The sequence below is a fragment of the Clostridium sp. LS3 genome, from assembly GCF_055330225.1.
The window spans coordinates 939,587-964,057 of record NZ_CM143921.1 but is presented as its reverse complement, the minus strand read 5'-3'; the positions used below and the strand labels follow the sequence as shown (position 1 = coordinate 964,057).

Genomic DNA, 24,471 nt, shown 5'->3' with positions numbered 1-24,471 from the left:
AATATAAGAAGAAATATTGTATTTTGAATACCATAAATTTCTTCAGGAGGTTTTTTCATGAAAAATATCTTTAAGGATTTAGAGAGAAAAAAAATATTATTAGTAGGAAGTTATTTTTTAATTCCCACTCTTCTTATATCTAATTTTATCTTTTTTATTTCTAAAACTTCAAACTCATATTTTGTTCCTTCATGTTTATTTAGCGAAGGATATGAAACTGAGCCAATTGCAAATGTTGGTACTTTTATAACTGATATTGATAAAAATGTAGAAGCATCTATTATCTTATTTTTAAACAATTTATATAACACTCGTAATGAATCTTTTGCTACTGGTAATGTTGAAGAACTTTATAAATTTTATGATACTTCTCAAACCTTTAGTAGTTACTCTTTAAAGCATGAGTTTAAAAGAATTGCTTATTTAAGAGATTGGGCAAATGAAAGAAATATTAGCTTTAAAAGTATTGAGTCTATTCCTCAAATTAAAAATTTAAAAATAAAAGATAATACATATAAGTTAACTTCAAGCGAAGAATATAAATTTGATTATGTATATAATGCCACACCAGAAAAAATTAATAACTTCGGAATTTCTTTAATTCACACATTAGAATTACAAAGTTTTGGAAACTCCTATATAATAACTAAAGATTATTATCAAGATTGCTTTGAAGGTGGCTTAGAAAATTATGATTTTAATTTAACTGAAAAGATTATTCCTTTAACTAAGTTTAAATCATACAACTTGAATTTTAATATTGATAATAGTACAAAAGGAAGTGACCTTTATAATAGAGAAGCTGCTGTAAATTATGCTAATAAGTATTCTGGCATTTCTTTTTTAACTAATTTAAATAATAAATATAACTCAAATTACTATACTTACGAAGCTGGATGTGGTAACTGTACTAATTTTGTATCTCAATGTTTAGGTGATTATGATGAAGGTGGTAAAATGCCTCAGGATAAAAACTGGTCTTATAAATATAATAACTCAAAGGGTGTACTGGCAAGCAAATCTTGGGTTAATGCTGAGAAGCTTTTAGATCATCTTTTATCTACTAATAAAGCATTTGTATCTTTTTCTGGTTCCTTTGAGAATGTATTAAACACTATGAATAATTCCAATAATAGAATTAAACTTGGTGACTTAGTAATATATAAAAATGGTGATTATATTGAACATAGTGCTATAATAACAGGCTTTGATAATTCTGGTTATCCTTTAATAAATTCTAATTCAATTGACAAGTATAAAGTTCCTTTTGATTTAGGCTGGAGCAACAAAAATTCTAAATTTTATATAATATCTTTAAAATAATAAATTTATATATAAGAAATTATAGGTAAAACAAAATAGGTTATATCCAAATTTTTAATTAAGATATAACCTATTTTATTTGTTTTCTAATGAATAACTTAGATTTACTTAAGTAAATCTTGTAAAGTATATCTTGAAAATTCATTAAGGAATGCTTTTAAAGATTCGTTCATTATTCCCTTTAGTTTGCATCCAGAGTCCATGAATGGGCAACAGTCTTCTTTATTAAAACAATTAGCAATATTTAGATTATCCTCAGTAATATGTACAACCTCTCCTAAATTTATATCTTCCGGATCTAACCCTAGCTTTAACCCACCAGCTCTTCCCTTAATAGATATTATTAAATCTGTTTTAGCGAGTTTATGTATTATTTTCTTTAAGTGATGTTCTGAAATCTCTAATTTTTTTGCTAACTCTTCTACAGTACAAAGTTTATCTCTATTTTCTGCTAAGTATACCAAGGCTCTGAATGAGTAATCAGTAAATTTTGATAAGTACATGGAAATCACTCTCTTTCGTTTAATAATTCTCGTTAATCTTTAAATTTATTGATAACTTTTTGACAAATTATATTAAATAATTACTAACTATATAAAAATTCATTAATTAAATTATACTATAATTTTATACTAAATTTATAAAAAAAATATTAAATATTAACGTTTTTTTTAATAAATTCGATAATTTTTTAATACTTAATCATTAAATTGCAGGAAAATATATGAAAAAGAGTTATTTCTAACGAATTAAGCTTACGCTTAATGAATTGCATGTTAGAAATAACTCCCTTAATCACTATTTTTTACTTAAGTATTCATCTATGGCTTCAGAAGCTTTTTTACCAGCTCCCATAGCTAAAATAACAGTTGCTGCTCCTGTAACAGCATCTCCTCCTGCATAAACACCTTCTTTTGTTGTAAGCCCATTTTCGTCTGCTACTATACATTTCCACTTATTAGTTTCAAGTCCCTTTGTAGTTGATGAAATAAGTGGATTAGGAGAGGTTCCAAGAGACATTATAACTGTATCAACATCCATAACATATTCTGAACCTTCTTTAACTACAGGCTTTCTTCTTCCTGATTCGTCAGGTTCTCCAAGTTCCATTTCAACACATTTCATGCCCTTTACCCAGCCATTTTCATCTACTAAAATTTCTGTTGGATTGGTTAAAACATCGAAAATAACTCCTTCTTCTTTAGCATGATGTACTTCCTCGGCTCTTGCTGGAAGCTCAGATTCACTTCTCCTATAAACAATATGACTTTCAGAACCTAACCTTAAAGCAGTTCTTGCGGCATCCATAGCAACATTTCCTCCACCTACTACAGCAACTCTTTTTCCTATTTTAACAGGTGTATGATATTCTTCTTTAAATGCCTTCATTAAATTTACTCTTGTTAAGAATTCATTTGCAGATAAAACTCCATTTGCATTTTCTCCTGGTATTCCCATAAACTTAGGAAGTCCTGCTCCTGATCCTATAAATACTGCATCAAACTTCTCATCTTCCATTAATTCATCTATAGTTATAGTTCTACCTATTATAACGTTAGTTTCTATCTTTACTCCTAATTTTTTTATGTTTTCAATTTCAGCTTTAACCACATCTTCCTTAGGTAATCTAAACTCTGGAATTCCATAAACTAAAACTCCACCTGGCTCATGTAAAGCTTCAAAGATAGTCACATCATAACCCCTTTTAGCTAGATCTCCTGCACAAGTTAACCCTGCAGGACCGCTTCCTATAACTGCTACTTTCTTATCTTTTAAAGGTTCCGTTACTGCTAATTCTACATTATGCTTTCTTGACCAGTCTGCAATAAATCTTTCTAATTTACCTATTGAAACTGGTTCACCTTTAATTCCTAATACGCACTTTCCTTCGCATTGACTTTCTTGCGGACATACTCTACCACAAACTGCTGGTAATGCACTATATTTTGCTACTTCTTTAGCAGCTAATTCAAATTTTCCATCCTTCATATACGCTATAAATCCTGGAATATCAATAGATACTGGACATCCATCTACACACTTTGGGTTTTTACAAGTTAAACATCTATTTGCTTCTTTTACAGCTTCTTCATCTAGATATCCTAAACAAACTTCTTCAAAGTTTTTTGCTCTTATATCTGGAGCTTGTTCTGAAACAGGTACTCTTTTCATTCTATCTTGCATATTCATAACTATTCTACCTTGCATCCACAACCGCCGTGATTATGAGTGTCCCCTTCTTCTATTTTCAACTGAGATCTACCTTCTTCAGTTTTGTACATAGCCTGTCTTCTCATTGATTCATCAAAATCAACTAAATGTCCATCAAATTCAGGTCCATCTACACAAGCAAATTTTACTTTTCCACCTACTGTAACTCTACATGCCCCGCACATCCCTGTTCCATCAACCATTATTGGATTTAAGCTTACTGTAGTTGGGATATTTAGTTCTTTAGTAAGCATAGCCATAAACTTCATCATTATCATAGGTCCTATTACTATTGCATGATCATATTTATTACCTTTTTCTTCAACTAAATATTTTAAGCAATCTGTTACTCTACCATTAAAACCATATGTTCCATCGTCTGTTGCTATATATAAATTACCTGCAACACTTTTCATTTCATCTTCTAATATTAATAAATCCTTAGTTCTACTTCCGACTATTACATCACAAGCTATACCATTTTCATGCATCCATTTAACTTGTGGATATACTGGAGCTGCCCCTACGCCTCCTGCTATAAATATTATTTTCTTATTTTTAAGCTCTTCTAAATCCTCATGTATAAATTCACTAGGCTGTCCTAAAGGTCCAACAAAATCTAAAACATAATCTCCTTCTTTAAAATTAGCTAATTCCTTTGTTCCTCTTCCTACAGCTTGAAATACTATAGTAACAGTCCCCTCACTCTTATTATAGTCTGCTATAGTTAGTGGTATTCTTTCACCCTTATCATCATTTTTTATAATTATAAATTGACCTGGCTTAGCTGATTTGGCAACTCTTGGCGCTTCTATATCCATAAGGTATATATTGTCTGTAAGTTCTCTTTTTTTGACTATCTTATACATACTTGTCCCCCCAACTATTTTCTATGTAATTTAATCTTACCATTTTTTAAATATTCATACAATTCTTAACTTTAATTTTGTTTTATCTTTGCATTTTTAGGTTAATCCCAAAACAAGGTTATCTTAAAAAGAAAATGAATTCAGTTCAAGATAACCTTAAAATCAATCTATTAATTTTAAAATTTAAAGCATTTTAGAAATTAACTTTAGTTCCATAATATGTGCATTCAAATAGTTTTTCCATTGTTGCATCATCAATTTCTCTTGGATTAGATCCTGTACATGCATCTAAAACTGCATTGTGAGAAATAAATTTAAGATTCGCTTTAAAGTCTTCTTCTGTTACTCCATATTCTTTAACTGTGTGCGGAATATTTAATTCTGTATTTAAATCATTTATCATTTCTATTAATGAATCTGTTAATTCTGTATTAGTTTCACCCTTTAATTTTAATGCTCTAGCTATATCTGCATATCTATCTTCACAGTTAACTCTATTGTATTGAATTACATATGGTAAGAATATAGCATTTGCACATCCATGAGGAATATGGAATACAGCTCCTGTTTTATGGGCCATAGAGTGAACTATTCCAAGTAAAGCATTTGAGAATGCCATTCCTGCTAAACATTGTGCTTCATGCATTAAGTTTCTAGCTTCTTTATCTCCATTATATGATTTAAATAAATTTTCTTTAACCATCTCAATAGCTTTCATAGCTAATGGGTCTGAGAAGTTTGATCTTAATGATGCAGTGTATGCTTCTATAGCATGAGTTAATGCATCCATTCCAGTATGTGCTACAAGCTTAGGTGGCATAGTTTGTGCAAGTTCTGGGTCTACTATAGCAATATCTGGAGTTATATTAAAATCTGCTAGAGGATATTTAATTTTTGCTTTATAGTCTGTTATTACTGAAAATGCTGTTACTTCTGTAGCTGTACCACTTGTTGATGGAATTGCTACAAATTTAGCTTTTTGTCTAAGTTCTGGTAATCCAAATGGAACAACTGCTTGTTCAAATGTAAAGTCTGGATATTCGTAGAAAATCCACATTGCTTTTGCTGCATCTATTGGTGATCCACCACCCATTGCAACTATCCAATCAGGCTCAAATCTTCTCATAGCCTCTGCACCACTCATAACAGTTTCAACAGATGGATCTGGTTCTACTCCTTCAAAAAGTTCAACTTCCATTCCTGCTTCTTTTAAATAGCTTTCTACCTTATCTAAGAATCCAAAACGTTTCATTGACCCTCCGCCAACTACAACCATTGCTTTCTTACCTTTTAATGTTTTTAATACTTCTAATGATCCTTCTCCATGATATAAGTCTCTTGGTAATGTGAAACGAGCCATAATAAAACCTCCTAAAGTTTATATATAATTTATTTCTTACTAAGTTACATTAATTTAAATAGCAAGACTCATGCCAATTGGTTATTTCTTTAACAACATTGTTAAATTATTGACTTTACCGCATTTTATATAATTCCAAAAATAAATATGTCCTAAAATAAAACAGTTTAATGAAAATTATTGTTTTATTTTAGGACACTGTCTTATTATGTTACAATTAAGTTAATCTATATCTAGATTGTATTTTTTTATCTTAAGGTACAAAGTATTTCTGCTTATTCCTAAAGCCTTTGCTGTCTTTGTCATATTATATTTATTATGCTCTATAGCATTTCTTATTGCTATCTTTTCAATTTCTTCTAAGTTAAAGCATTCTTCTTTAGCTTCTTCTATAATTATGTCTTTATTTTTTATATTTAAAATTTCATTTCTCTTTTCTTCACATTCATCTATTATATCTGCAGATAATTCTCCATTTAAGTTTACTATATTTTCTATACAATTTTCTAATTGTCTTATATTCCCTGGCCAATTATATGCTAATAGCCTATTAAATAAATCCTTGCTTATATCTGGTATATCTTTTTCTAATTTTATTGATTTCATACTAAAAAAATATTCTATAAGCTTTCTTATATCACCTTTTCGTTCTCTAAGTGGAGGTAATTTTATAGGAATAACACATAATCTATAATATAAATCTTCTCTAAATGTTCCTTTTTTAACTTCCCTTTTTAAGTCCTTATTTGTTGCAGCTATTACTCTCATATCTACTGGAATTTCTCTGCTTCCTCCAAGCCTAGTTACTCTCCCCTCTTGAAGGACTCTTAATAATTTAACTTGCATATCAAGTGGCATTTCTCCTATTTCATCTAAAAATAGTGTTCCACCATTAGCAATTTCAATTTTTCCTATTCGGCCTCCCTTTTTACCTCCAGTAAAGGTCCCATCCTCATATCCAAAAAGCTCACTCTCAATAATATTAGCTGGTATAGCACCGCAGTTTATTGCTATAAACTTATTATTTTTTCTTAAGCTATAATTATGAATTGATTGCGCTAGGACTTCCTTACCTGTTCCACTTTCTCCTTGTATCAATACTGTAGAAGGGCTATTCGCTATGATCTTACAGTTAGTTATAACATTTTTAATAGCATCACTTTCTCCTATAATATCGTTAAATGTAAAAAAAGCACCTGTAAAATTATTTTCTTTATTTTTTTCTTTAACTTTTGTTAAAGTAACTACAATCCCTATTATCTTTTCATTATGTTTAATGCCTTTAAGTATAACTTCTGTTTTATATCTACTTGCATGACTTAATTTTATTTCTTTAGTTATTATTTCATTATTATTTGATATTCTGTCTACTATGTTTTGAAAGTTTGGTATAATGTAATTTATATCTTCATTTATTAAATTATGGTTTTTTTTATCTAAAATACTAAGGCCTAATTCATTTATATTTATAATTTTCCCATATATATCAACAATCATTATTCCTTTATCAACATTTTCTATAACAGTTTTCATATAATTGTAGGTTTGGTTTAATATATAGTTAGTTTTTATTCTGTATAATTCATTTTCTATAGCTTTAACTCCAAAAATAACTAACCCTAAAGTATGAGGATGCTTCATGTTGCTTTTTCCTGTTAAATTTAAAGTTCCTATTATTTCTCCTTTACTATTATGAATAGGTGCTGCAGAACAAGTTAAGCTTTGAAATATTGTTATATAATGCTCTTTTGCAGTTATTTGAAGGCATGTATTTTCCTTTATAGCTGTTCCCATTGCATTTGTTCCTATATTTTTTTCATCCATATAGGCACCAACTTTTAAATTTAACTTTTCTAATTCCCCTTTTATTTCATTAGCTCCTCTTATATAAAGAATACATCCATTATTATCTGTTAATATTATTATAAAATCCTTATCCTCTACAGATTCAACCACCATATCTATATACGGCTTAGATATTTCTATTAGTTCTTTATTTAAATCTAATACCTTTGTAAGTTCTTCTCCATATAATATAGTTTTAGAGTGATTGCTATTTTTTTCAACTCCATAGATTTCACTTCTTTTATGAGATTTCTTAATTAATAAATTTTTATTATACATGACCACTTACCTCTTAATACTTTTTCATACTAATATTTTTCTGTATAATATAAGTTTACTATTAGATTGATAATTTTTCTACAAAATACTAAGACTATAATCTTAAATTATTAAAAAATTAAGATTATAGTCCCTTTTAAACTTTATTTCTTTATTAATATCTTGTAGAGTTTTTTAACTGTCTTTCTATATCTCTCTTATGAGCCTTTTCAAGCATTGAATCTCTCTTATCATAATTCTTTTTACCTCTGCATAAACCAAGGGCAACCTTTACCTTACCCTCTTTCAAATATAATGATAAAGGTATTAAAGTGAATCCTTGCTGTGATACAAGACCTGCAAATCTTGATATTTGTTCTTTATGAAGTAAAAGCTTTCTTTCTCTTAAAGGATCAACATTAAATATATTTCCTTGCTCATAAGGACTTATATGCATACCTTTTATAGTAATTTCACCATTTTCTACATCTGCATAAGACTCTTTTAAATTACATTTTCCCGCTCTTATTGATTTAACTTCTGTACCAACCAAAGCTATTCCAGCTTCTATAGCTTCTTCTACAAAATAATCATGTCTAGCTTTTCTATTTTCAGCTAATGTATTACTATTTTTCTTCCTTACCATTTCTAACTCACCACACGTTTCTATCCTTCTATTACTATCTATAGTATAACATAGTAATTACACTATATACCACAATTAAAAATATCTTTTATTATTGTTATTTGATTTTTATTACGGAACTTAAATTTGTATTTTCAAAATAACCTTTAAGTTATAACTTTTTTATAGGTACACATATTTCACAATATCCTTTATTAACCATATCATTAGAATATCTCTCAATAGTTGGCTTGTTATCAATTTTATATCCTGCATTTTCTAAATTAATGAATATTTCTTTCCATGCTTTTTTAATATCTTTTTCTGTATGTTTAATTTTATAAACTGCATATTCTCCAGCATTAAGTTCAGCTTCATTAATTGAATCATCTATTTGATAATCATTAGAAATAACTATACATGCATCATAGCGACAATCTTTTGGAGCTGTTATTTGGGGATTATCTTGAGGAATACCATATATTATTGCTTCTTCATCAAATAAATTTTTTTCTTCTGCCCATTTTTTTAAATTCGCCATTACTTGAATGTTAGAAGCTCCATAGGGACCAACTCCCCTTACATATGCAACCCTACATTTTTTTATTTTTTCAATTCTAATATCCATATATTTCTCTCCTTTTACATTGATATCTATAACAACTCAAAAATATCATATTATAAAAAAATAATCACTATCTTTTTTAAAATATTATAAATCAATCAAATTATATATTAATTTATAAATTATTTTTAAAATTTCGATCAATTTATTAAATACAATTTAGTATTTCAGAGCCTAAAAAAAGTCGCCAAGGCGAGCTTGCCGAGCCGTCGATTTTTTTTAGCGCATGTGCATTTCTGAAGCTTGCCTGAGGAAAATCTTGCACGCGCAATTTATTCTATTTTTTTTACTCTATAGTGCTAACTTTAATAACTTATATACTATAAACAATTTATCCACAAATTTTAAAAATATAATTTAATATAGAGTAAAAAAATGCTATTTGAGTTTACTCAAATAGCATTTTATCATTATAAGTCATATAAGTTATTTTCTTCATTTTCTATACTATCATCATTTTCTTGAGATAATTCATTTCTTATTTCATCTTTAGCTTCTTGAATTTTTTCACTAAGTTTTTCACTTGGAACAATTTCTTCTTTAGTTTGTTCTTCTTCAATTAAGTCAAAATAAACTTCCCTGTTATCTATATCAACTCTAGTACATTTAACTTTAACTTCATCACCTAATCTATATACCTTTTTAGTTCTTTCACCAATTAAGCATAGATGTGCTTCATCATAAATGTAGTAATCATCATCTAACGCTGTTATATGAATTAATCCTTCTATTGTATTTGGTAGTTCTGCAAATAATCCAAAGGATGTAACTGAAGATATTATAGCTGTAAACTCTTCTCCAATTCTTTCTTGCATATACTCTGCTTTCTTTAAATCATCAACTTCTCTTTCTGCTTCTTGTGCTAATCTTTCCATTTCTGATGATTGCTTTGATGCTACTTCTACTATATTTGTAAGTCTTCCTGTTCTCTTTTCATCTATTTTTCCATTTAATTGTTCTTTTATAATTCTATGAATTTGAAGGTCTGGGTATCTTCTTATTGGTGATGTAAAGTGACAATAGTATTTTGCTGCAAGTCCAAAGTGTCCTACACATTCTGGAGAATATTTAGCTTGCATCATTGAACGTAACAATAAAGTACTTACTACTGTTTCTTCTTTTTTTCCTTCTACCTTTTCTAATATATCTTGAAGAGCTCTTGGATGAGCTTCTTGTCCCCATCTTACAACATACCCCAGATTATGAACAAATTCCTTAAACTTCTCTAGCTTTTCTTCATCTGGCTCTTCATGTATTCTATATACAAATGGTAAATTAGTCCAGAACATATGCTCAGCTATTGTTTCATTACATACAAGCATAAACTCTTCTATTATTCTATTTGCAATAGCTCTTTCATAAGGTTTAATATCAATTGGTTTTCCTAAATCATTTAATATTATTTTTGATTCTTCAAAATTAAAGTCTATTGCTCCTCTTTTCATTCTCTTTTCACGAAGAATACTACATAGTTCTTCCATAGCCTTAAAATCATCTACTAAATAATCATATCTTTTTATAAGCTCTTCATTATTATTTTCCAATATTTTAGTTACATCTGTATATGTCATTCTTTCACTAGTTTTTATAACTGTTTCTTCTATTTCATGTTGAATTACTTTTCCGCTTTTATCTATAACCATAAAGCAGCTTAAAGCTAATCTATCTACTTTGGGATTTAAAGAACAAATACCATTAGATAACTTTTTAGGTAACATTGGTATAACTCTATCTATTAAATATACTGATGTAGCTCTTTTTAAAGCTTCTTTGTCTAAAGGATTCTTCTCTCTTACATAATGCGATACGTCTGCAATATGAACTCCTAATCTAAATTTACCATTGTCTAATCTTTCTATTGAAACTGCATCATCTAAATCTTTAGCATCTTCACCATCTATTGTTACCATTCTTAAATTTCTAAGATCTTTTCTTCTTGCATATTCTTTTTCTTCTATTTCCTCTTCTATATTTTCAGCATAATTTAGAACCTTCTCTGGAAACTCCTCTGGTAATCCATATTTTTTGATTATTGTAAGTATGTCTAATCCCTTATCTCCTTTTCTACCTAATACCTCTTTGACTACACCCTCTGGACTTCTTCTTTTGTCTGCCCATTTAACTATTTCACAAATTACTACATCTCCATCGTTAGCTCCATTTCTATCTTTCTTAGATATAAATATATCTTGATTTAATCTAGTATCCTCTGGAACTACAAAGCCGAAGTTTCTGCTATCTTCATATACTCCTATAACCTTGGTATTAGATCTTTCTAAAACTTCTCTAACTTCCCCTTCTCTTTTTTTACCATTTAAATCTTCTCTTGTTATTTGAACTAAAACCTTATCTCCGTTCATTGCTCCATTCATAGATGAGCTAGGAATAAATACATCCTTTTCTCCTTCTGTTTCAGGAAGTAAAAATCCAAATCCTTTTTGGTGAACTTGCAACTTACCAGTAATTAACCCAAGTCTTTCAGGTACACCAAACTTATCCTTTTTAGTTCTAACAATCAAGCCTTCTCTTTCCATTGATTTTAAAACCTTTTTAAAAGACTTATATTCGTCAGGATTTATATCAAATACAGATACTAGCTCTTGTATATCCATTGGTCTGTATGCTTCTTCTCTCATAAAGCTTAATAATGTTTGTTTAATTCCCATATATAAATTTTCCTCCATATATTCTATATTTCATTCTATTTTATTTTATCCAATTTACCTTTATATTACACCAATAACAGTATAAAATTATAAGTTTGAATCAGTAATGGGCAATTAACAATGGACAGCTTAGGATAGAAATGATTCTTTCCTTAATTGTGCATTTTCATTGTCAATTGCCCATTATTATAAATTTCTTTAAAAATTTTATTATAATTTTCAATTTTTTATTATAAATTGTTATTATTTAAGACAGTAATCTGCAAGTAAAGCTTGTAATTCGTAAATATTTAAACTACTATTAAATTGTTTTTCTATTGGAAGAGCTGTTCCAGAAATCCATATTTTTAATTCAGCATCTAAATCAAAATGTCCAGCTGTTTCTATACTAAAATGTGTTATTGATTTATAAGGAATAGAATGATATTCTGTTTTCTTTCCTGTCATTCCTTGTTTGTCAACTAAAATTAATCTCTTATTAGTAAAAATGAATAGGTCTCTTACTAATTTGTAAGCCTTTTCTATTTTTTCTGATGGGGATAATATTTTTCCATATTCTTTAGCCAATTCATCTACGTTTACTTCTGAAGCGTTGCCCATTAAAGAGTTAAAAATGCCCATAAATTCACTCTCCTATTTATAATATAAAAGAGCTACCATAATAAAAGCAGCTCTCTTTATAACATTATATTAAATTTAATGCTATTGTATTCACAACAAATAAAGTCATAGCTATAATTGTTACCTTTAACAACATAGCTTCTTTAGTTCTTGCTTTGTTCTTTGAAAAGAAAGTTTCTGTCTTACTTCCTTGGATTAATCCACTTAATGCATCTGTTTTACTTGGTTGTAATAATACTGATATTATAATTACTAGTCCTAATATTAATTCTAACACTAATAAAAAGTTGTTCATTGCTATACCTCCCATGATATCTGAAACCGGTCGTATTTATATAAATTTATATTAACATATTGAATACTATATTACAAGTATGTAGCTACAAAATAATACCATTACATAAAAAAGTGGACATATGTAAGTTTACTTATTCCGTCGCTGTGCTCCAAGTCAACGTAAACTTACATATGCCCACTTACAAACTGAAGATAAGGAAAGTATAAAACAAATCTACTTTTTTTACATTGAATTAATAAAAACCTTATATAATCACATTTTAAAAACTTTAAAATTTTATACTTTCCTGAATATTAAAAATAAGGATAAGATTTATAACCTTATCCTTATTTAATTCAAACTATTTTTTAACGTTAAAGAATGCTTTTCTTCCTCTGTATTCAGCTACATCATCTAATTCTTCTTCAATTCTTATTAATTGGTTGTACTTAGCAACTCTTTCTGATCTTGCTGGAGCACCAGTCTTGATTTGACCAGCATTTACAGCAACAACTAAATCAGCAATTGTAGTGTCTTCTGTTTCTCCTGATCTATGTGAAATAACCGCTGTATAACCTGCTCTATTAGCCATTTCTATAGCATTTAAAGTTTCAGTTAAAGTACCAATTTGGTTTAACTTGATTAGGATTGAGTTACCAACTCCCATGTCAATTCCTCTTTCTAATCTTTCAGTGTTAGTAACAAATAAGTCATCACCAACTAATTGAACTTTCTTTCCTAATCTTTCAGTTATTAGTTTCCAACCTTCCCAGTCTTCTTCAGCCATACCATCTTCAATTGATATAATTGGATATTTATTTACCCAGTTTTCTAAGAAGTCAACCATTTCAGCTGCAGTTAATGTCTTTCCTTCATGTTCTAATACATACTTTCCATCTTTGTAGTACTCTGATGAAGCAGCATCTATTGCTATGAACATATCTTCTCCAGCTTTGTATCCAGCGTTAGTTATAGCTTCTATAATAACTTCGATAGCTTCTTCATTTGACTTAAGGTTTGGAGCAAATCCGCCTTCATCACCGATTGCAGTTGAATACCCTTTATCATGTAATGTTTTCTTTAATGTATGATAAACTTCAGCACACATTTGTAATGCGTCGCTAAATGTTTTTGCTCCAACTGGCATAACCATGAATTCTTGTAAATCAACTGAGTTATCAGCATGTGATCCACCATTAATTATATTCATCATAGGAACTGGTAAAACTTTCGCATTTACTCCACCTACATATTGATATAATGGTAACTCTAATGATTTAGCAGCTGCATTAGCAACAGCAAGTGAAACACCTAATATAGCGTTAGCACCTAATTTTGCTTTGTTTGGAGTTCCATCTAATTCAATAAGTAATTTATCTATATATGGTTGATCATATACGTTGCATCCAATTAATTCTTCTGCAATTGTATCATTTACATTTTGAACTGCTTTTAAAACACCTTTTCCTAAATACTTGCTCTTATCTCCATCTCTTAATTCAACTGCTTCATACATACCAGTTGATGCTCCTGATGGAACAGCTGCTCTACCTACAGTACCATCTTCTAAATATACTTCAACTTCTACTGTTGGGAAACATCTTGAATCAAGGATTTGTCTAGCTACAACGTCTACTATTTCACAATAATTTTTCATTATTTTTCCTCCTTTATTTGAATGTAATTTGCTCTCTTTTCTATATCTGTACCTTTATTATTATTTCATTCAGAAATAATATTATTCATTAAAGTACTGTATTATAGAGTTTAACGAAACAAATAACATTTTTTACTAAATAATAATTATTATTATATTTATATTATCATTATACCACTTTCACCATATTTTTCAATATATTTTTCCTTATATGTACTCATAATTAATTTTTTTCAAGTCAAACATATCAAGAAAAAATATAATGTATCAATTTTTTATATTCATGTATTGATATAACAAATTAATTCTTGACACTCTATTTAATATAATATAATATGAAGTTAACTTCACATGAAGTAAACTTCATATCATACTGTTAGGAGTGATTTGTTTGAAAAATAAATTTACAGAACTTTACTTATTCTCATTACTTATTCTTACGATGGGTTTTTTTGAGATAATTTTTAATTATTCTAAAACTAATAATATGAAAGAATTTTATTTTGGTATTATAAAATTATTAATAGGAGTAGGTTTTTTAGTTTTTTCTATAACTTCTCACATTAAATTTAATACTAATAAAAAACAGTTGGAAAGAGAGATGTCAAAAGAGTACGATGAGAGAGATGATTTAATAGACGGAAAGGCTTCACACTTTACTATGAAAATTTTAATGATTGTGATTATCCTTATGATGTTTCTTTCAAAGTGGATTATACTTTCAATGAATACTGCTTTATTTATAATTATAATATTTTGCATGATTACTAACATATTAGCTAAAAAATATTATAATTACTTCCTTTAATTAGGAGAAGGTTATGAAAAATAGAATAAAAGAATTACGTTTAGAACATGGGATAACACAACAAGAATTAGCTAATAAAGTATGTGTATCTTCAAGAACAATTATCTCTTTAGAAAAGCAACAATATAATCCATCTGTTTTACTAGCATATAAAATAGCTTCAGTGTTTAACCTAACAATTGAAGAAACTTTTATATTTGAAGATGATGACTAATTATAAAATAGTAAAATGTAAATAATAAAATAATATAACAATAAATGGAGGAAAATATTATGGAAATTGGAAAAATACTATTTATACTTTTTGGAGTAGTCTTGACATTATGGGGTATATATAGAATGAAAAATGATGATGCATTCATAGGAAAAACTCAAACGAAAAAGAACATTTTTAATTTTTTCTTATTAGGGGAAGCTTCTGGAATAGGGCAATTGTTAGGTGGTATTATATGCATAATCTTAGTAATTGTATCCTTTATAATTAAATAATTCTTAAAATAAAAGGAGTTAACTGTATCTTAAAGTTTAACTCCTTTTATTTATAAATTTTACTAAATTTCTAATTCACTATTTTGAGAATATTGATCAAATTTCTTTTCCCATTCTTCTGCCTTTTCAGAATCTATTTGTCTTATATCCTCCATAAAACTTTCTAATACACCTATTTTATAAAGACCTTTCATAAGATGTCTTGGGTAGTTAACTTTTCTTTTATAACATTGTTTTGGATCTATAACCATTACTTTATTATCATCTGTTATATATATATCTCTACACCTAGCATCTATTTTAGTAAATTTAAGTCTTTTAAATTCTTCTATCAAATTATATAAACCTTCTGCAATTTCATAATTAAAGCCTTTTTTCTTTATATAATGGTCTAATCTATGTCCTTCTACCTTATCTCTAACTATATAAAAATTTCCTGTACTATAAACTCTAGGAAAATATTTCGATCTACTTACTTTCTTCAGTATATCGCCTTCTTCTTTGCAGCACTTCACCTCTTGAAATATCTTTATAGCCTTATTACCAGGTAATTCATAAACTATACCATTATGACCTTCTCCAAGAAAAACAGCTCCTTTAAAAAGCTCTTCTGTTTCAGCATCAAAATCTGCTGAATAAGCATAAGTCCTAGCCATAATAACCCCTCTCTTATAATCCTATATTATTATAGTATTATAAAGAGTTTTTTATTAGAACTAATATAATATGTAATCAGATTATATTAATCTGCTTTAAGATTAGTTGATTCAGCCCAATTTATACTACACTTAAAAATTTCAGATTCTTGTATTTGATCGCTTTCTTCTATCATTTCAATTAATAACTTAGTAGCGTATTTACCTTCTTCGTAGGTTGGCTGATATATAGTTGTTACTGAAGGTGTAGCATATAAAGTCCAGTCCCAATCGTCAAAACCCATTATCCCAACTTTATTTGGAACATCCCAGCCTTTAATATTAATAGCTCTGAAAACTTTTTGTAAGGTTTTCCCATTCGTTGCAAAAACCAAAGTTTTTTTATTGTTATCAACTTTGCTTGATAATATATCTGCTATCGCTTCACATGTTGTATCTTCCTCAATAACTTCTATATGATTTTTTCTTTTTAGTTTATCTACAGCATCTTTGAAACCATTTTTTCTTTCTAGTCTTGCGATAAGTAAGTTTGGATCTTCTGTTACTAAAATAAAATCATCATATCCCTTTTGAGCTAGACTAATTATTGCCTCATAAGTTATATCATAATTATTAGTTTTTACCCACTTCCCTTTATAATCTGACTTTACACTATCTAGAAAAACAAGATTTTTCCCTTTTTCTCCAATTAATTTTGATAATTCATCAAAATTAACACTAGGTTGAACTATAAAACCATCTACTCCCATATCTAACATTCTTTTTATATATTTCTCTTCATGAGAATACCTTAAACTACTACTACCAACAATAATTTGATAACCTTTTTTTCTAGCAACATCATCAATCCCCTTAACTATATTATTACTAAATGGATTAGTGATATCCGCAACAACAACACCTATTAAATTAGATTTTTTTGATTTTAAACTTCTAGCCATAATATTAGGGCTATAGTTTGTTTCTTCTATAACTTGTTCAATTCTCCTTCTCGTATCAGGAGACATCTTTTCAAATTTTCCATTTAAATAAAATGATATTGTAGTCTTAGATGTGTTAGCTTTTTTAGCAATATCGTTTATTGTTAGTTTGCCGTTTTTATTCCCCACCTATATTCCTCCTTAAAAATTTTCATAATTCAACTTTATTTATCCCTTTAGAAAAATTGTTTTATGTCTACCATTTATCTTATGAATAACTACTCCCTTCCCATACACAGGAATATCTTCATAAAAATAAACTTTTCCTCCCTTATAAGTTTCTTTATTAAATATAATAACTATATAGCTTTCATTATATCCCACTTCTATTTCTTTAACTATTGCTACATCATCACTAATCTTATTTTTATTATTAAATTGTCTTATCTCTGCATCCTTTACTACTATTTCTCTATTATTTTCTTCTCCTACAATGACATCATAATTAATCAATTTATCTATAAAATTAGTTTCAGTAACTAACTTATTACTATTATTAATTTCATTATATTTTTTAGAAATTATGCTTTTCTTAATACTGTACTTATCAATATTATAATTATATACATTAATAATTGTATCATCATTTTTACATTTAATATAGCTATCTTTCTCTTGAATAATAACATTATTATCAAAATTATAATAATTTTTACATACATGGTTTCCCTTGCATCTTATATCATTTACTATAACCCATATATTTTTTGATATAATCATAACTTTCCTTATCACAGTATAAGGTGTACCATCTTTTAATTCAGCTAAATAAGGTAATTCAGCATATGCCACTTCTTCTTTTTCTCTAAAGTAATTTTTTAGTACATCAGCATATAAATCATATCCCCATGATTTATTAGGAATAGCAAAAGGCATATCATCTATAACAGAAACATTATGTGCTTTAGCTGATTTTAAATACTCTCTAATTGGATCTTCTTCTACATAAGTGTACCTTCCTGCATCTATCATAAAAGGCTTGCCCTTATAATAAATTGAAAAATGGCCTAAGTCTGAATGACCATGTCCGCTCCCTAATGTTCCATTTTGAATATAAGTAAAGCTAGCATCATTTTCAAAACTACTTCTTATATAAATATTACCTGAATCTTCAAAGGATTTATTTAAATTAGTAATTCCTTTCTCTGCTAAATTTAAATATTTTCTATTATAATCATATCCTAAAAGAAAAATACTACTTAAATCCATTTTTTCAAAGGCATTTTTCTTTAGCTCCCCATCATTAAATATAGTAGCTGCTTTTACTAATACATCTCTAATATTAGTTCTATCACTATCCCCTTGAGCTTCTTGATGGCTATTAGGACCTCCACAATACATTAAATACTTTGCCATAGAATGTACTTTATTTTTAAATTCTTCCTTTAAGTCAAATTTGAATACTTCACTCATATAAATTACTTTAATACAACAATTAAGTACTTCTACATGATACATAACTGATTGCTCCCAGTGTGAACCATCATCAAATACTTGAATATCAATTTGCTTATATAACTCATCTAGTGCCCAATCAAATAAATCATTGCTAATAAAATTATCAAGACAGAAATATGAAATTACTATAGAAGTAGTTTGAAGCACTCCCCAATTGCTTAGTATATATTTATCTATATAAGAATCTTTTAAATAATTAAGTTGTTCCACAATACTTAAAACTATTTTTAGTATTTCATCATCATTTATTTTATCTTCGTTTATTAAATGTATTAATGTGTACATCCAACTTAAACACCTTATACCTGTATCTATTGTTCTTGTAGTTTTTCCTTCTTTAATCTCATTATTATCTATCCAATTCATAATTAGATCTTTACATTTGTTTATGTATATATCATTATTTTCAACATAATAGGCAACTATTAATTTATGAATGTATTCATGTCTATTTAACATAAATGTCCATTCTTCATCTCCATTAGGAGTATAATTCCAATCCAGTTTTCTATTTACATATGGTGTTTTACATTGCTCCATATCCCAAGCTTCATCAAAGATAAAGGAATTATTCAGTAATAAATTAGCGCCTTTTAAGGTTTCCTTGTAACTATCTTTACATTGATTTTTTATATAATTAACTACATTTTCCTTTTCATATAATACCATATATTTTTTTACTTTTATTTTTAATTTTTCTACATTATTACTATCCATTTCAATCTATTCCCCCTTACATAATAATAGAAAATAAGGATTTGAGCATAACCCAAATCCCTATTCTACTTTTTTGATCCTATAGATCATGCTTTTTATTTTATTTTATTTAAAATTTAATTTGGAGTTCAAATTAAATTTTATAGCTTATCTATTTACACTACCTAAGTTCTTATTATTCATAAGATCTAGTACTTCACTTTCAGTTGAAATACCTACATCCCCAATTTGAGTTTGTTTTAATACAGCTGTAGCCACACCAAACTCTATTACTTCATTAAGATCTGCGCATTTATCACTACACATTTTCTTGATTATTCCTGCAGCGAAGGCATCTCCACCACCAATTCTTGATATCATACTAAAATCATATTTTGATGATCTATATAAATTTTCTCCATCAAACAACATTCCCATTAATGTGTGATAATTATACGGAGTTCCTGTGCGTAATGTAGTTACTACGTTCTTTACTCCTAGTTCATCCGTCATATACTTAAAGTTTTCAATGAAAATTTCATCTGAAATCTCTTCACTCGCAGCATCAAAAACACTATAACTACTTGTATCTTTATTTAACCATCCAAAACATAAGTAACTATCCTTTACTATAGGCTTTACAATATCTACAAACTCTTTATAGCTTTTAAATAATGTAGCTCTATAATTTAAGTCTATACTAATCTTAATATCTCTCTTTTTAGCTTCATCTATTAATTTAGTAACAGCATTAATAACTTTATCACCTAACGTAAAAGTTATTCCTGAAATATGTATAACTTCTACATCTTTTAAAACACTATCAACATCTATGTCTTCATATTCTAATTCTGTAATAGCAGAATTCTTTCTATCATAAATAACTTTTGCTCTTCTTGCAGAGCATCCTTCTTCATAATAATATAGACCTAATCTATTACCTTTTGTAACAATATGATTGCAATCTACATCATTAGCTTTAAGAAAAGCTTTTGCAGCATTTCCAATTTCATTTCCAGGTAAAGCTGTTAATATTCTGGTTTTTACTCCTAGGTTACTTAGTCCAACAGCTACGTTAGCTTCTGCACCACCAAAATATAAATTAAAGCTATTAGTTTGAATTATTTTCAAATTATTAGGAGGCGTTAATCTTAATAATACTTCACCTAATACTAAAATATTTTTCATTTTTTCCTCCACTAATTTTTTATTTCATCAATACGCTCTATATATTTTCTTGTTTCCTTTTCAATAATTACTGGATCCTTTAAATTTACTATAGAACTTCCTATACTAATTATATCGCATCCATTAGAAACCCATTCAGACATATTATCATAGCTTATTCCACCTGAAACCATAATTCCAATTCCTTTTATAGGTGCTTTTATATCCTTTATTATTGAAGGTTTAAAAGCTGATCCTGGGAATAGCTTAACTATATCTGAACCATATTCTCTTGCCTCAACCACTTCTCTAACACTAAAGCATCCTGGTATATATGGTATCCCATATCTATTACATATTATAGATGTTTCTCTATTAAAGCTTGGACTTACTATAAATTTAGCTCCAGCAAGGATTGCTATTCTTGCTGTTTCTGAATCTAATACTGTTCCAGCACCTATGATTGCATCCTCTTTATTATTCTTAGATAATTCTGCAATTACCTCATTTGCATTTGGGATTGTAAATGTTACTTCTACAACATTACATCCACCTTTTATTGCTGCATTAGCAATAGATACTCCTTCTTCTTTTGTATCAGTTCTAAGCACTAATACAAATGCATCTTTTATTAATCCATTTAAAATTTTAACTTTATTTATCATCTTACTAACCATCCACCATCAACAGCCAAGACATGTCCATTGACATAGTCTGAAGCCTTACTTGCTAAAAATACTACTGTTCCCATTAAGTCAGAAACTTCTCCCCATCTATTTGCTGGGATTCTATCTAAAATTTCTTTATTTCTATTTTCATCAGCCCTAATCGGTGCTGTATTAGCCGTCTTAATATATCCTGGTGCTATAGCATTTATTTGAACGTTATGTTCTGCTAACTCATTAGCAAATGCTTTAGTTATTCCTGCTACTCCATGTTTACTTGCAGTATAAGGTGGTACGAATTTTCCACCTTGGAAGGATAACATTGATGCGATATTTATTATTTTACCACTCTTTTGCTCTACCATTACTTTGGCTACTTTTTGTGATAGATAATAAACAGCATTTAAATTAATATTCATAACTGCATCCCAATCTTCTGACTTATACTCTAATAGAGGTGATCTTCTTATTGTTCCTGCATTATTTACTAAAATATCGATTTTACCATATTCTTTTAAACAAGATTCTACAACCTCATTTCTAAACTCACCATTTGTTAAGTCGCCTTTTATAAATACTATCTTTCTTCCTAAAGCTTCAACATTCTTTTTAACTTCTTGAATATTATCATCAAATGTAGTTACAAATAAATTTGCTCCAGCAGTAGCTAAAGCTTCTGCATAAGCCATACCTATACCAGTATTTCCACCTGTTACAATAGCTACCTTTCCATCTAAATCAAAAAAATCTAACGAAAAGTTATTGCTTAGACTCATATTGCCCAACTCCTTACTATTTTAAAGTTCCCATTATGCTTGCTTTATCTATTTCAATCTCTACATTATTATCTACTTCTAATTTTACTATGTTACCATGGATACCTTTTATAGTCCCATAAATTCCTGATATAGTAACTACTTTATCTTTTACTTTTATGGTATTAAGATATTCGTCTCTTAAAGTTTCTTGCTTTTTTATTTTCTTCTTATTTATTATTGGTGTAATTAAGGAAATCATAACTGGATAAGCTGCAAAAAAAACTATCAACGCTAATAATTTATCGCTCATTATTAATCCATTAAATCCTTTCTACACATAACAGATGCCATATCGCTAACCCCTGAAACAGCTGCATCAATTATTTTTCTAGTATCATCTCCTGATGGAATAACTATAGTATTCATTACTATTTCAAGAATACAAGCTACTGAAACTCCACCTACTACATATTGATTTTCTGAAGCTTCATTTAATAATATTTCTCTAGACGTTATTTGGAATGGAGCCCCACCTGTTATATCTGCAAAAATTATTAAATCATTATTTTTTTCTACATAGTCTTTTATCATAATTTTAAAATCTTCATGATTTAATTCTTCATTTAAATTTATTGCATCAACGCCTTCATCTACACCTGTTAAAAGCTTAATTGCAGATTTAATTCCTGTTGCATATTCTCCGTGTCCTACTACTAAAATTTTCATTACTCATCCTCCTGTTGTGATTCCTACTAATTCTAAAAATAATGATCCAAGTATTCTAGGAATAATGGATCATCATTTTTATAATTCTAAACTTTATTACGCTAATACTTTAAGTACAGATCCTAAAACACCTATAACTATTGTTAAACCAACTAATTGATAAGTTGTCCATTTACGTTTCTTTATTAAGTAAAATACAAGTATTGTATATAAAGCTGGTAATAATGCTGGCGCTATCTTATCTAACATTTCTTGAATAGATACTACTTTTTCTTTACCATCTGGCATTGCAGCTACATATTTGTAAGCAATGTTTATCTTTGTAAATGATACAGCAAGTCCTGATATAACTGTTACACCTATCATACTAGCAACAGATGATATTTGAGCCATTTTCTCACTTAATGTATCTATAATGCTTGTACCTAATTTGTATCCATAGTAACCTGTTAATAACTTAATAGTTAATAGTATTGCATTCATTGCAACAAAGAATAGTATTGGTCCTGCAATCATTCCATCCTGTGCTAAACCAGCTGCAATTGTTGAGAATAAAGGTGCTAAACAGAATTGTGAAAGTGAATCTCCAATTCCTGCTAAAGGTCCCATTAGAGCAAGCTTTATAGATCTAGCTTCTTTTGGAGTTCTTCCTGAATCAAGCATTACTAAATGCAGACTTGTTATAAATGGTAAGAAGTGTGGATTAGAGTTGAAGAATTCAACGTTTTCACTTAAAGCTTCCTTTAATCCTTCTTCATTATTTTTATATATTTTCTTTAAAGCTGGATATAAAACATTTGCATATCCTAAACCTTGGTAATTTCCGTAGTTAAATCCATTTTGTAAGTAAAAAGCTCTTAGAGAAGCTCTCATATAATCGCTTTGTTTTAAAACTCTTTTAGATTCCATCTTCAAATACTACCTCCTCATCGTCGTTGTTGCCAGAACCATTACTGTGTCCTTTTCTGAAGTATTCAAGAAGTGCAACTGTAGCACCTGCGAAAGCTACTCCCATAACTGGTAAGTTTAAGTATCCTATACATACGTATCCTAATAATACAAACGGTATTAATTCAACCTTAGCCATAACTGATAATATCATTGCAAATCCTATTGCTGGTAACATCTTACCTGCTACTGATAAACCATTTATTAACCAAGCTGGTATCATTTCTACAACAGCTTGTAATCCTGATGTACTAAATGCTCCTGCAAATCCAATGATAAATCCTACTATTGCAAGTATCCAAATTGTAGCATTAGCAGAAAATCTAAATTTCTTAAAGTTTCCTTGTTCTATTCCTTTGTTAGCAAATTGAGTTAATCCTGTTGCGAAAGTATAAGTTGCTGTTATTAAAAATTGGAATGCAACTGCGAATGGGAATGATAGAGCAAGTGCTGTACCTGGATCCATTCCTTGATCTTTCATTGTTATTGCCATTAATGTACCTATTATTCCTGGTCCCATTGGGTTTGGTGGCACTGTTCCACCTGCACCAACACCAAATCCCATGAAAGCTATTTCTGATACTGCTCCCATAGCTAATGCTGTTGGAATATCTCCTAAAATAATTCCTACTCCGAAAGATAAAATAATACAACGATTTGAATAAATTCCAAGTAACATACCTGATAGACAGAATGCAGTCCAAAGTCCAATCAAAGTACATTGAAGTAATGTAATTTCCATATTTATACCTCCATTTTTATTTATTTATTTATATACTTTAC

Annotated in this window: 25 protein-coding genes; 4 read left to right on the top strand and 21 right to left on the bottom strand. The window is 28.6% G+C overall.

Translation table 11 applies throughout. The annotated features are described in order from the left end of the window. Positions 1–57: 57 nt before the first annotated feature. Positions 58–1,323 carry an amidase domain-containing protein gene (locus ACZJV1_RS04480; RefSeq protein WP_463651560.1) on the top strand — a complete coding sequence of 422 codons (1,266 nt, stop codon included), beginning with the start codon at positions 58–60 and terminating at the stop codon, positions 1,321–1,323. 104 nt (positions 1,324–1,427) lie between these two features. On the opposite strand, the gene ACZJV1_RS04475 is transcribed toward ACZJV1_RS04480, so the two are convergent. The 11 genes from ACZJV1_RS04475 to eno all read right to left on the bottom strand — a co-directional run bounded on the left by ACZJV1_RS04475 (position 1,428) and on the right by eno (position 14,337). Continuing rightward, on the bottom strand, positions 1,428–1,826 hold the full coding sequence (locus tag ACZJV1_RS04475) for an RrF2 family transcriptional regulator (RefSeq protein ID WP_411170052.1): 399 nt from the start codon (positions 1,824–1,826) through the stop codon (positions 1,428–1,430). 295 nt (positions 1,827–2,121) lie between these two features. Beyond that, the gene (gltA, locus tag ACZJV1_RS04470) at positions 2,122–3,513 is read right to left on the bottom strand and encodes an NADPH-dependent glutamate synthase (protein ID WP_463651559.1); all 1,392 of its coding nucleotides are present in this window, start codon (positions 3,511–3,513) and stop codon (positions 2,122–2,124) included. A gap of 2 nt (positions 3,514–3,515) precedes the next feature. Further along, on the bottom strand, positions 3,516–4,403 hold the full coding sequence (locus tag ACZJV1_RS04465) for a sulfide/dihydroorotate dehydrogenase-like FAD/NAD-binding protein (RefSeq protein ID WP_411170051.1): 888 nt from the start codon (positions 4,401–4,403) through the stop codon (positions 3,516–3,518). Positions 4,404–4,596: 193 nt separating this feature from the next. After that, complete coding sequence (locus ACZJV1_RS04460) at positions 4,597–5,763, bottom strand: iron-containing alcohol dehydrogenase (RefSeq protein WP_463651558.1); 1,167 nt, start codon at positions 5,761–5,763, stop codon at positions 4,597–4,599. 222 nt (positions 5,764–5,985) lie between these two features. After that, positions 5,986–7,887 carry a sigma-54-dependent Fis family transcriptional regulator gene (locus ACZJV1_RS04455; RefSeq protein ID WP_463651557.1) on the bottom strand — a complete coding sequence of 634 codons (1,902 nt, stop codon included), beginning with the start codon at positions 7,885–7,887 and terminating at the stop codon, positions 5,986–5,988. A 154-nt stretch (positions 7,888–8,041) separates the two neighbouring features. Beyond that, positions 8,042–8,512: an SsrA-binding protein SmpB gene (gene smpB / locus ACZJV1_RS04450; RefSeq protein ID WP_411170048.1), complete on the bottom strand. Its 471-nt coding sequence runs from the start codon at positions 8,510–8,512 to the stop codon at positions 8,042–8,044. 151 nt (positions 8,513–8,663) lie between these two features. Beyond that, positions 8,664–9,119, bottom strand: a complete 456-nt coding sequence (locus ACZJV1_RS04445; protein ID WP_463651556.1) for an AraC family transcriptional regulator — start codon at positions 9,117–9,119, stop codon at positions 8,664–8,666. Between the two features lie 407 nt (positions 9,120–9,526). Further along, entirely contained in the window at positions 9,527–11,782 is a 2,256-nt protein-coding gene (gene rnr / locus ACZJV1_RS04440) for a ribonuclease R (protein ID WP_463651555.1), read from the bottom strand. Positions 11,783–12,025: 243 nt separating this feature from the next. Beyond that, positions 12,026–12,403 (bottom strand): PH domain-containing protein, encoded by a 378-nt coding sequence (locus ACZJV1_RS04435; RefSeq protein ID WP_460286356.1) that lies wholly within the window; start codon positions 12,401–12,403, stop codon positions 12,026–12,028. 64 nt (positions 12,404–12,467) lie between these two features. After that, positions 12,468–12,698 carry a preprotein translocase subunit SecG gene (gene secG, locus ACZJV1_RS04430; protein WP_460286355.1) on the bottom strand — a complete coding sequence of 77 codons (231 nt, stop codon included), beginning with the start codon at positions 12,696–12,698 and terminating at the stop codon, positions 12,468–12,470. Positions 12,699–13,041: 343 nt separating this feature from the next. After that, positions 13,042–14,337 (bottom strand): phosphopyruvate hydratase, encoded by a 1,296-nt coding sequence (gene eno, locus ACZJV1_RS04425; RefSeq protein ID WP_411170043.1) that lies wholly within the window; start codon positions 14,335–14,337, stop codon positions 13,042–13,044. A 391-nt stretch (positions 14,338–14,728) separates the two neighbouring features. Here eno and ACZJV1_RS04420 point away from each other — a divergent pair, with 391 nt between their 5' ends. The 3 genes from ACZJV1_RS04420 to ACZJV1_RS04410 are packed head-to-tail and all read left to right on the top strand — an operon-like array spanning position 14,729 to position 15,634. Then, positions 14,729–15,145 (top strand): hypothetical protein, encoded by a 417-nt coding sequence (locus ACZJV1_RS04420; protein ID WP_460286354.1) that lies wholly within the window; start codon positions 14,729–14,731, stop codon positions 15,143–15,145. A gap of 13 nt (positions 15,146–15,158) precedes the next feature. Then, entirely contained in the window at positions 15,159–15,359 is a 201-nt protein-coding gene (locus tag ACZJV1_RS04415) for a helix-turn-helix transcriptional regulator (RefSeq protein WP_460286353.1), read from the top strand. A 59-nt stretch (positions 15,360–15,418) separates the two neighbouring features. Beyond that, on the top strand, positions 15,419–15,634 hold the full coding sequence (locus ACZJV1_RS04410) for a hypothetical protein (protein WP_460286352.1): 216 nt from the start codon (positions 15,419–15,421) through the stop codon (positions 15,632–15,634). A gap of 62 nt (positions 15,635–15,696) precedes the next feature. Here the strand turns inward: ACZJV1_RS04410 and ACZJV1_RS04405 are convergent, their stop codons facing one another. From ACZJV1_RS04405 to ACZJV1_RS04360, 10 genes are all read right to left on the bottom strand, one after another. Next, positions 15,697–16,290 (bottom strand): protein kinase, encoded by a 594-nt coding sequence (locus ACZJV1_RS04405; RefSeq protein ID WP_460286351.1) that lies wholly within the window; start codon positions 16,288–16,290, stop codon positions 15,697–15,699. 86 nt (positions 16,291–16,376) lie between these two features. Beyond that, positions 16,377–17,399, bottom strand: a complete 1,023-nt coding sequence (locus ACZJV1_RS04400) for a LacI family DNA-binding transcriptional regulator (RefSeq protein ID WP_463651554.1) — start codon at positions 17,397–17,399, stop codon at positions 16,377–16,379. A gap of 39 nt (positions 17,400–17,438) precedes the next feature. Then, positions 17,439–19,445: a heparinase II/III family protein gene (locus tag ACZJV1_RS04395; RefSeq protein ID WP_463651553.1), complete on the bottom strand. Its 2,007-nt coding sequence runs from the start codon at positions 19,443–19,445 to the stop codon at positions 17,439–17,441. Positions 19,446–19,592: 147 nt separating this feature from the next. Next, positions 19,593–20,612, bottom strand: a complete 1,020-nt coding sequence (locus tag ACZJV1_RS04390) for a sugar kinase (RefSeq protein WP_460286348.1) — start codon at positions 20,610–20,612, stop codon at positions 19,593–19,595. A gap of 11 nt (positions 20,613–20,623) precedes the next feature. Beyond that, a complete protein-coding gene (locus ACZJV1_RS04385; RefSeq protein WP_460286347.1) occupies positions 20,624–21,256 on the bottom strand; it encodes a bifunctional 2-keto-4-hydroxyglutarate aldolase/2-keto-3-deoxy-6-phosphogluconate aldolase in 633 nt (210 codons plus the stop codon). Continuing rightward, the gene (kduD, locus tag ACZJV1_RS04380) at positions 21,253–22,032 is read right to left on the bottom strand and encodes a 2-dehydro-3-deoxy-D-gluconate 5-dehydrogenase KduD (RefSeq protein ID WP_411170036.1); all 780 of its coding nucleotides are present in this window, start codon (positions 22,030–22,032) and stop codon (positions 21,253–21,255) included. Before kduD ends, ACZJV1_RS04385 begins: the two co-directional genes overlap by 4 nt. A 16-nt stretch (positions 22,033–22,048) precedes the next feature. Next, positions 22,049–22,324, bottom strand: a complete 276-nt coding sequence (locus ACZJV1_RS04375; RefSeq protein WP_411170035.1) for a preprotein translocase subunit YajC — start codon at positions 22,322–22,324, stop codon at positions 22,049–22,051. Between the two features lie 2 nt (positions 22,325–22,326). Next, entirely contained in the window at positions 22,327–22,740 is a 414-nt protein-coding gene (locus ACZJV1_RS04370; protein WP_460286346.1) for a PTS sugar transporter subunit IIA, read from the bottom strand. 96 nt (positions 22,741–22,836) lie between these two features. Beyond that, on the bottom strand, positions 22,837–23,649 hold the full coding sequence (locus ACZJV1_RS04365; RefSeq protein WP_411170033.1) for a PTS system mannose/fructose/sorbose family transporter subunit IID: 813 nt from the start codon (positions 23,647–23,649) through the stop codon (positions 22,837–22,839). Beyond that, the gene (locus ACZJV1_RS04360; RefSeq protein ID WP_460286345.1) at positions 23,639–24,430 is read right to left on the bottom strand and encodes a PTS mannose/fructose/sorbose/N-acetylgalactosamine transporter subunit IIC; all 792 of its coding nucleotides are present in this window, start codon (positions 24,428–24,430) and stop codon (positions 23,639–23,641) included. The genes ACZJV1_RS04365 and ACZJV1_RS04360 overlap by 11 nt, the downstream gene beginning before the upstream one ends. Positions 24,431–24,471 lie beyond the last annotated feature (41 nt).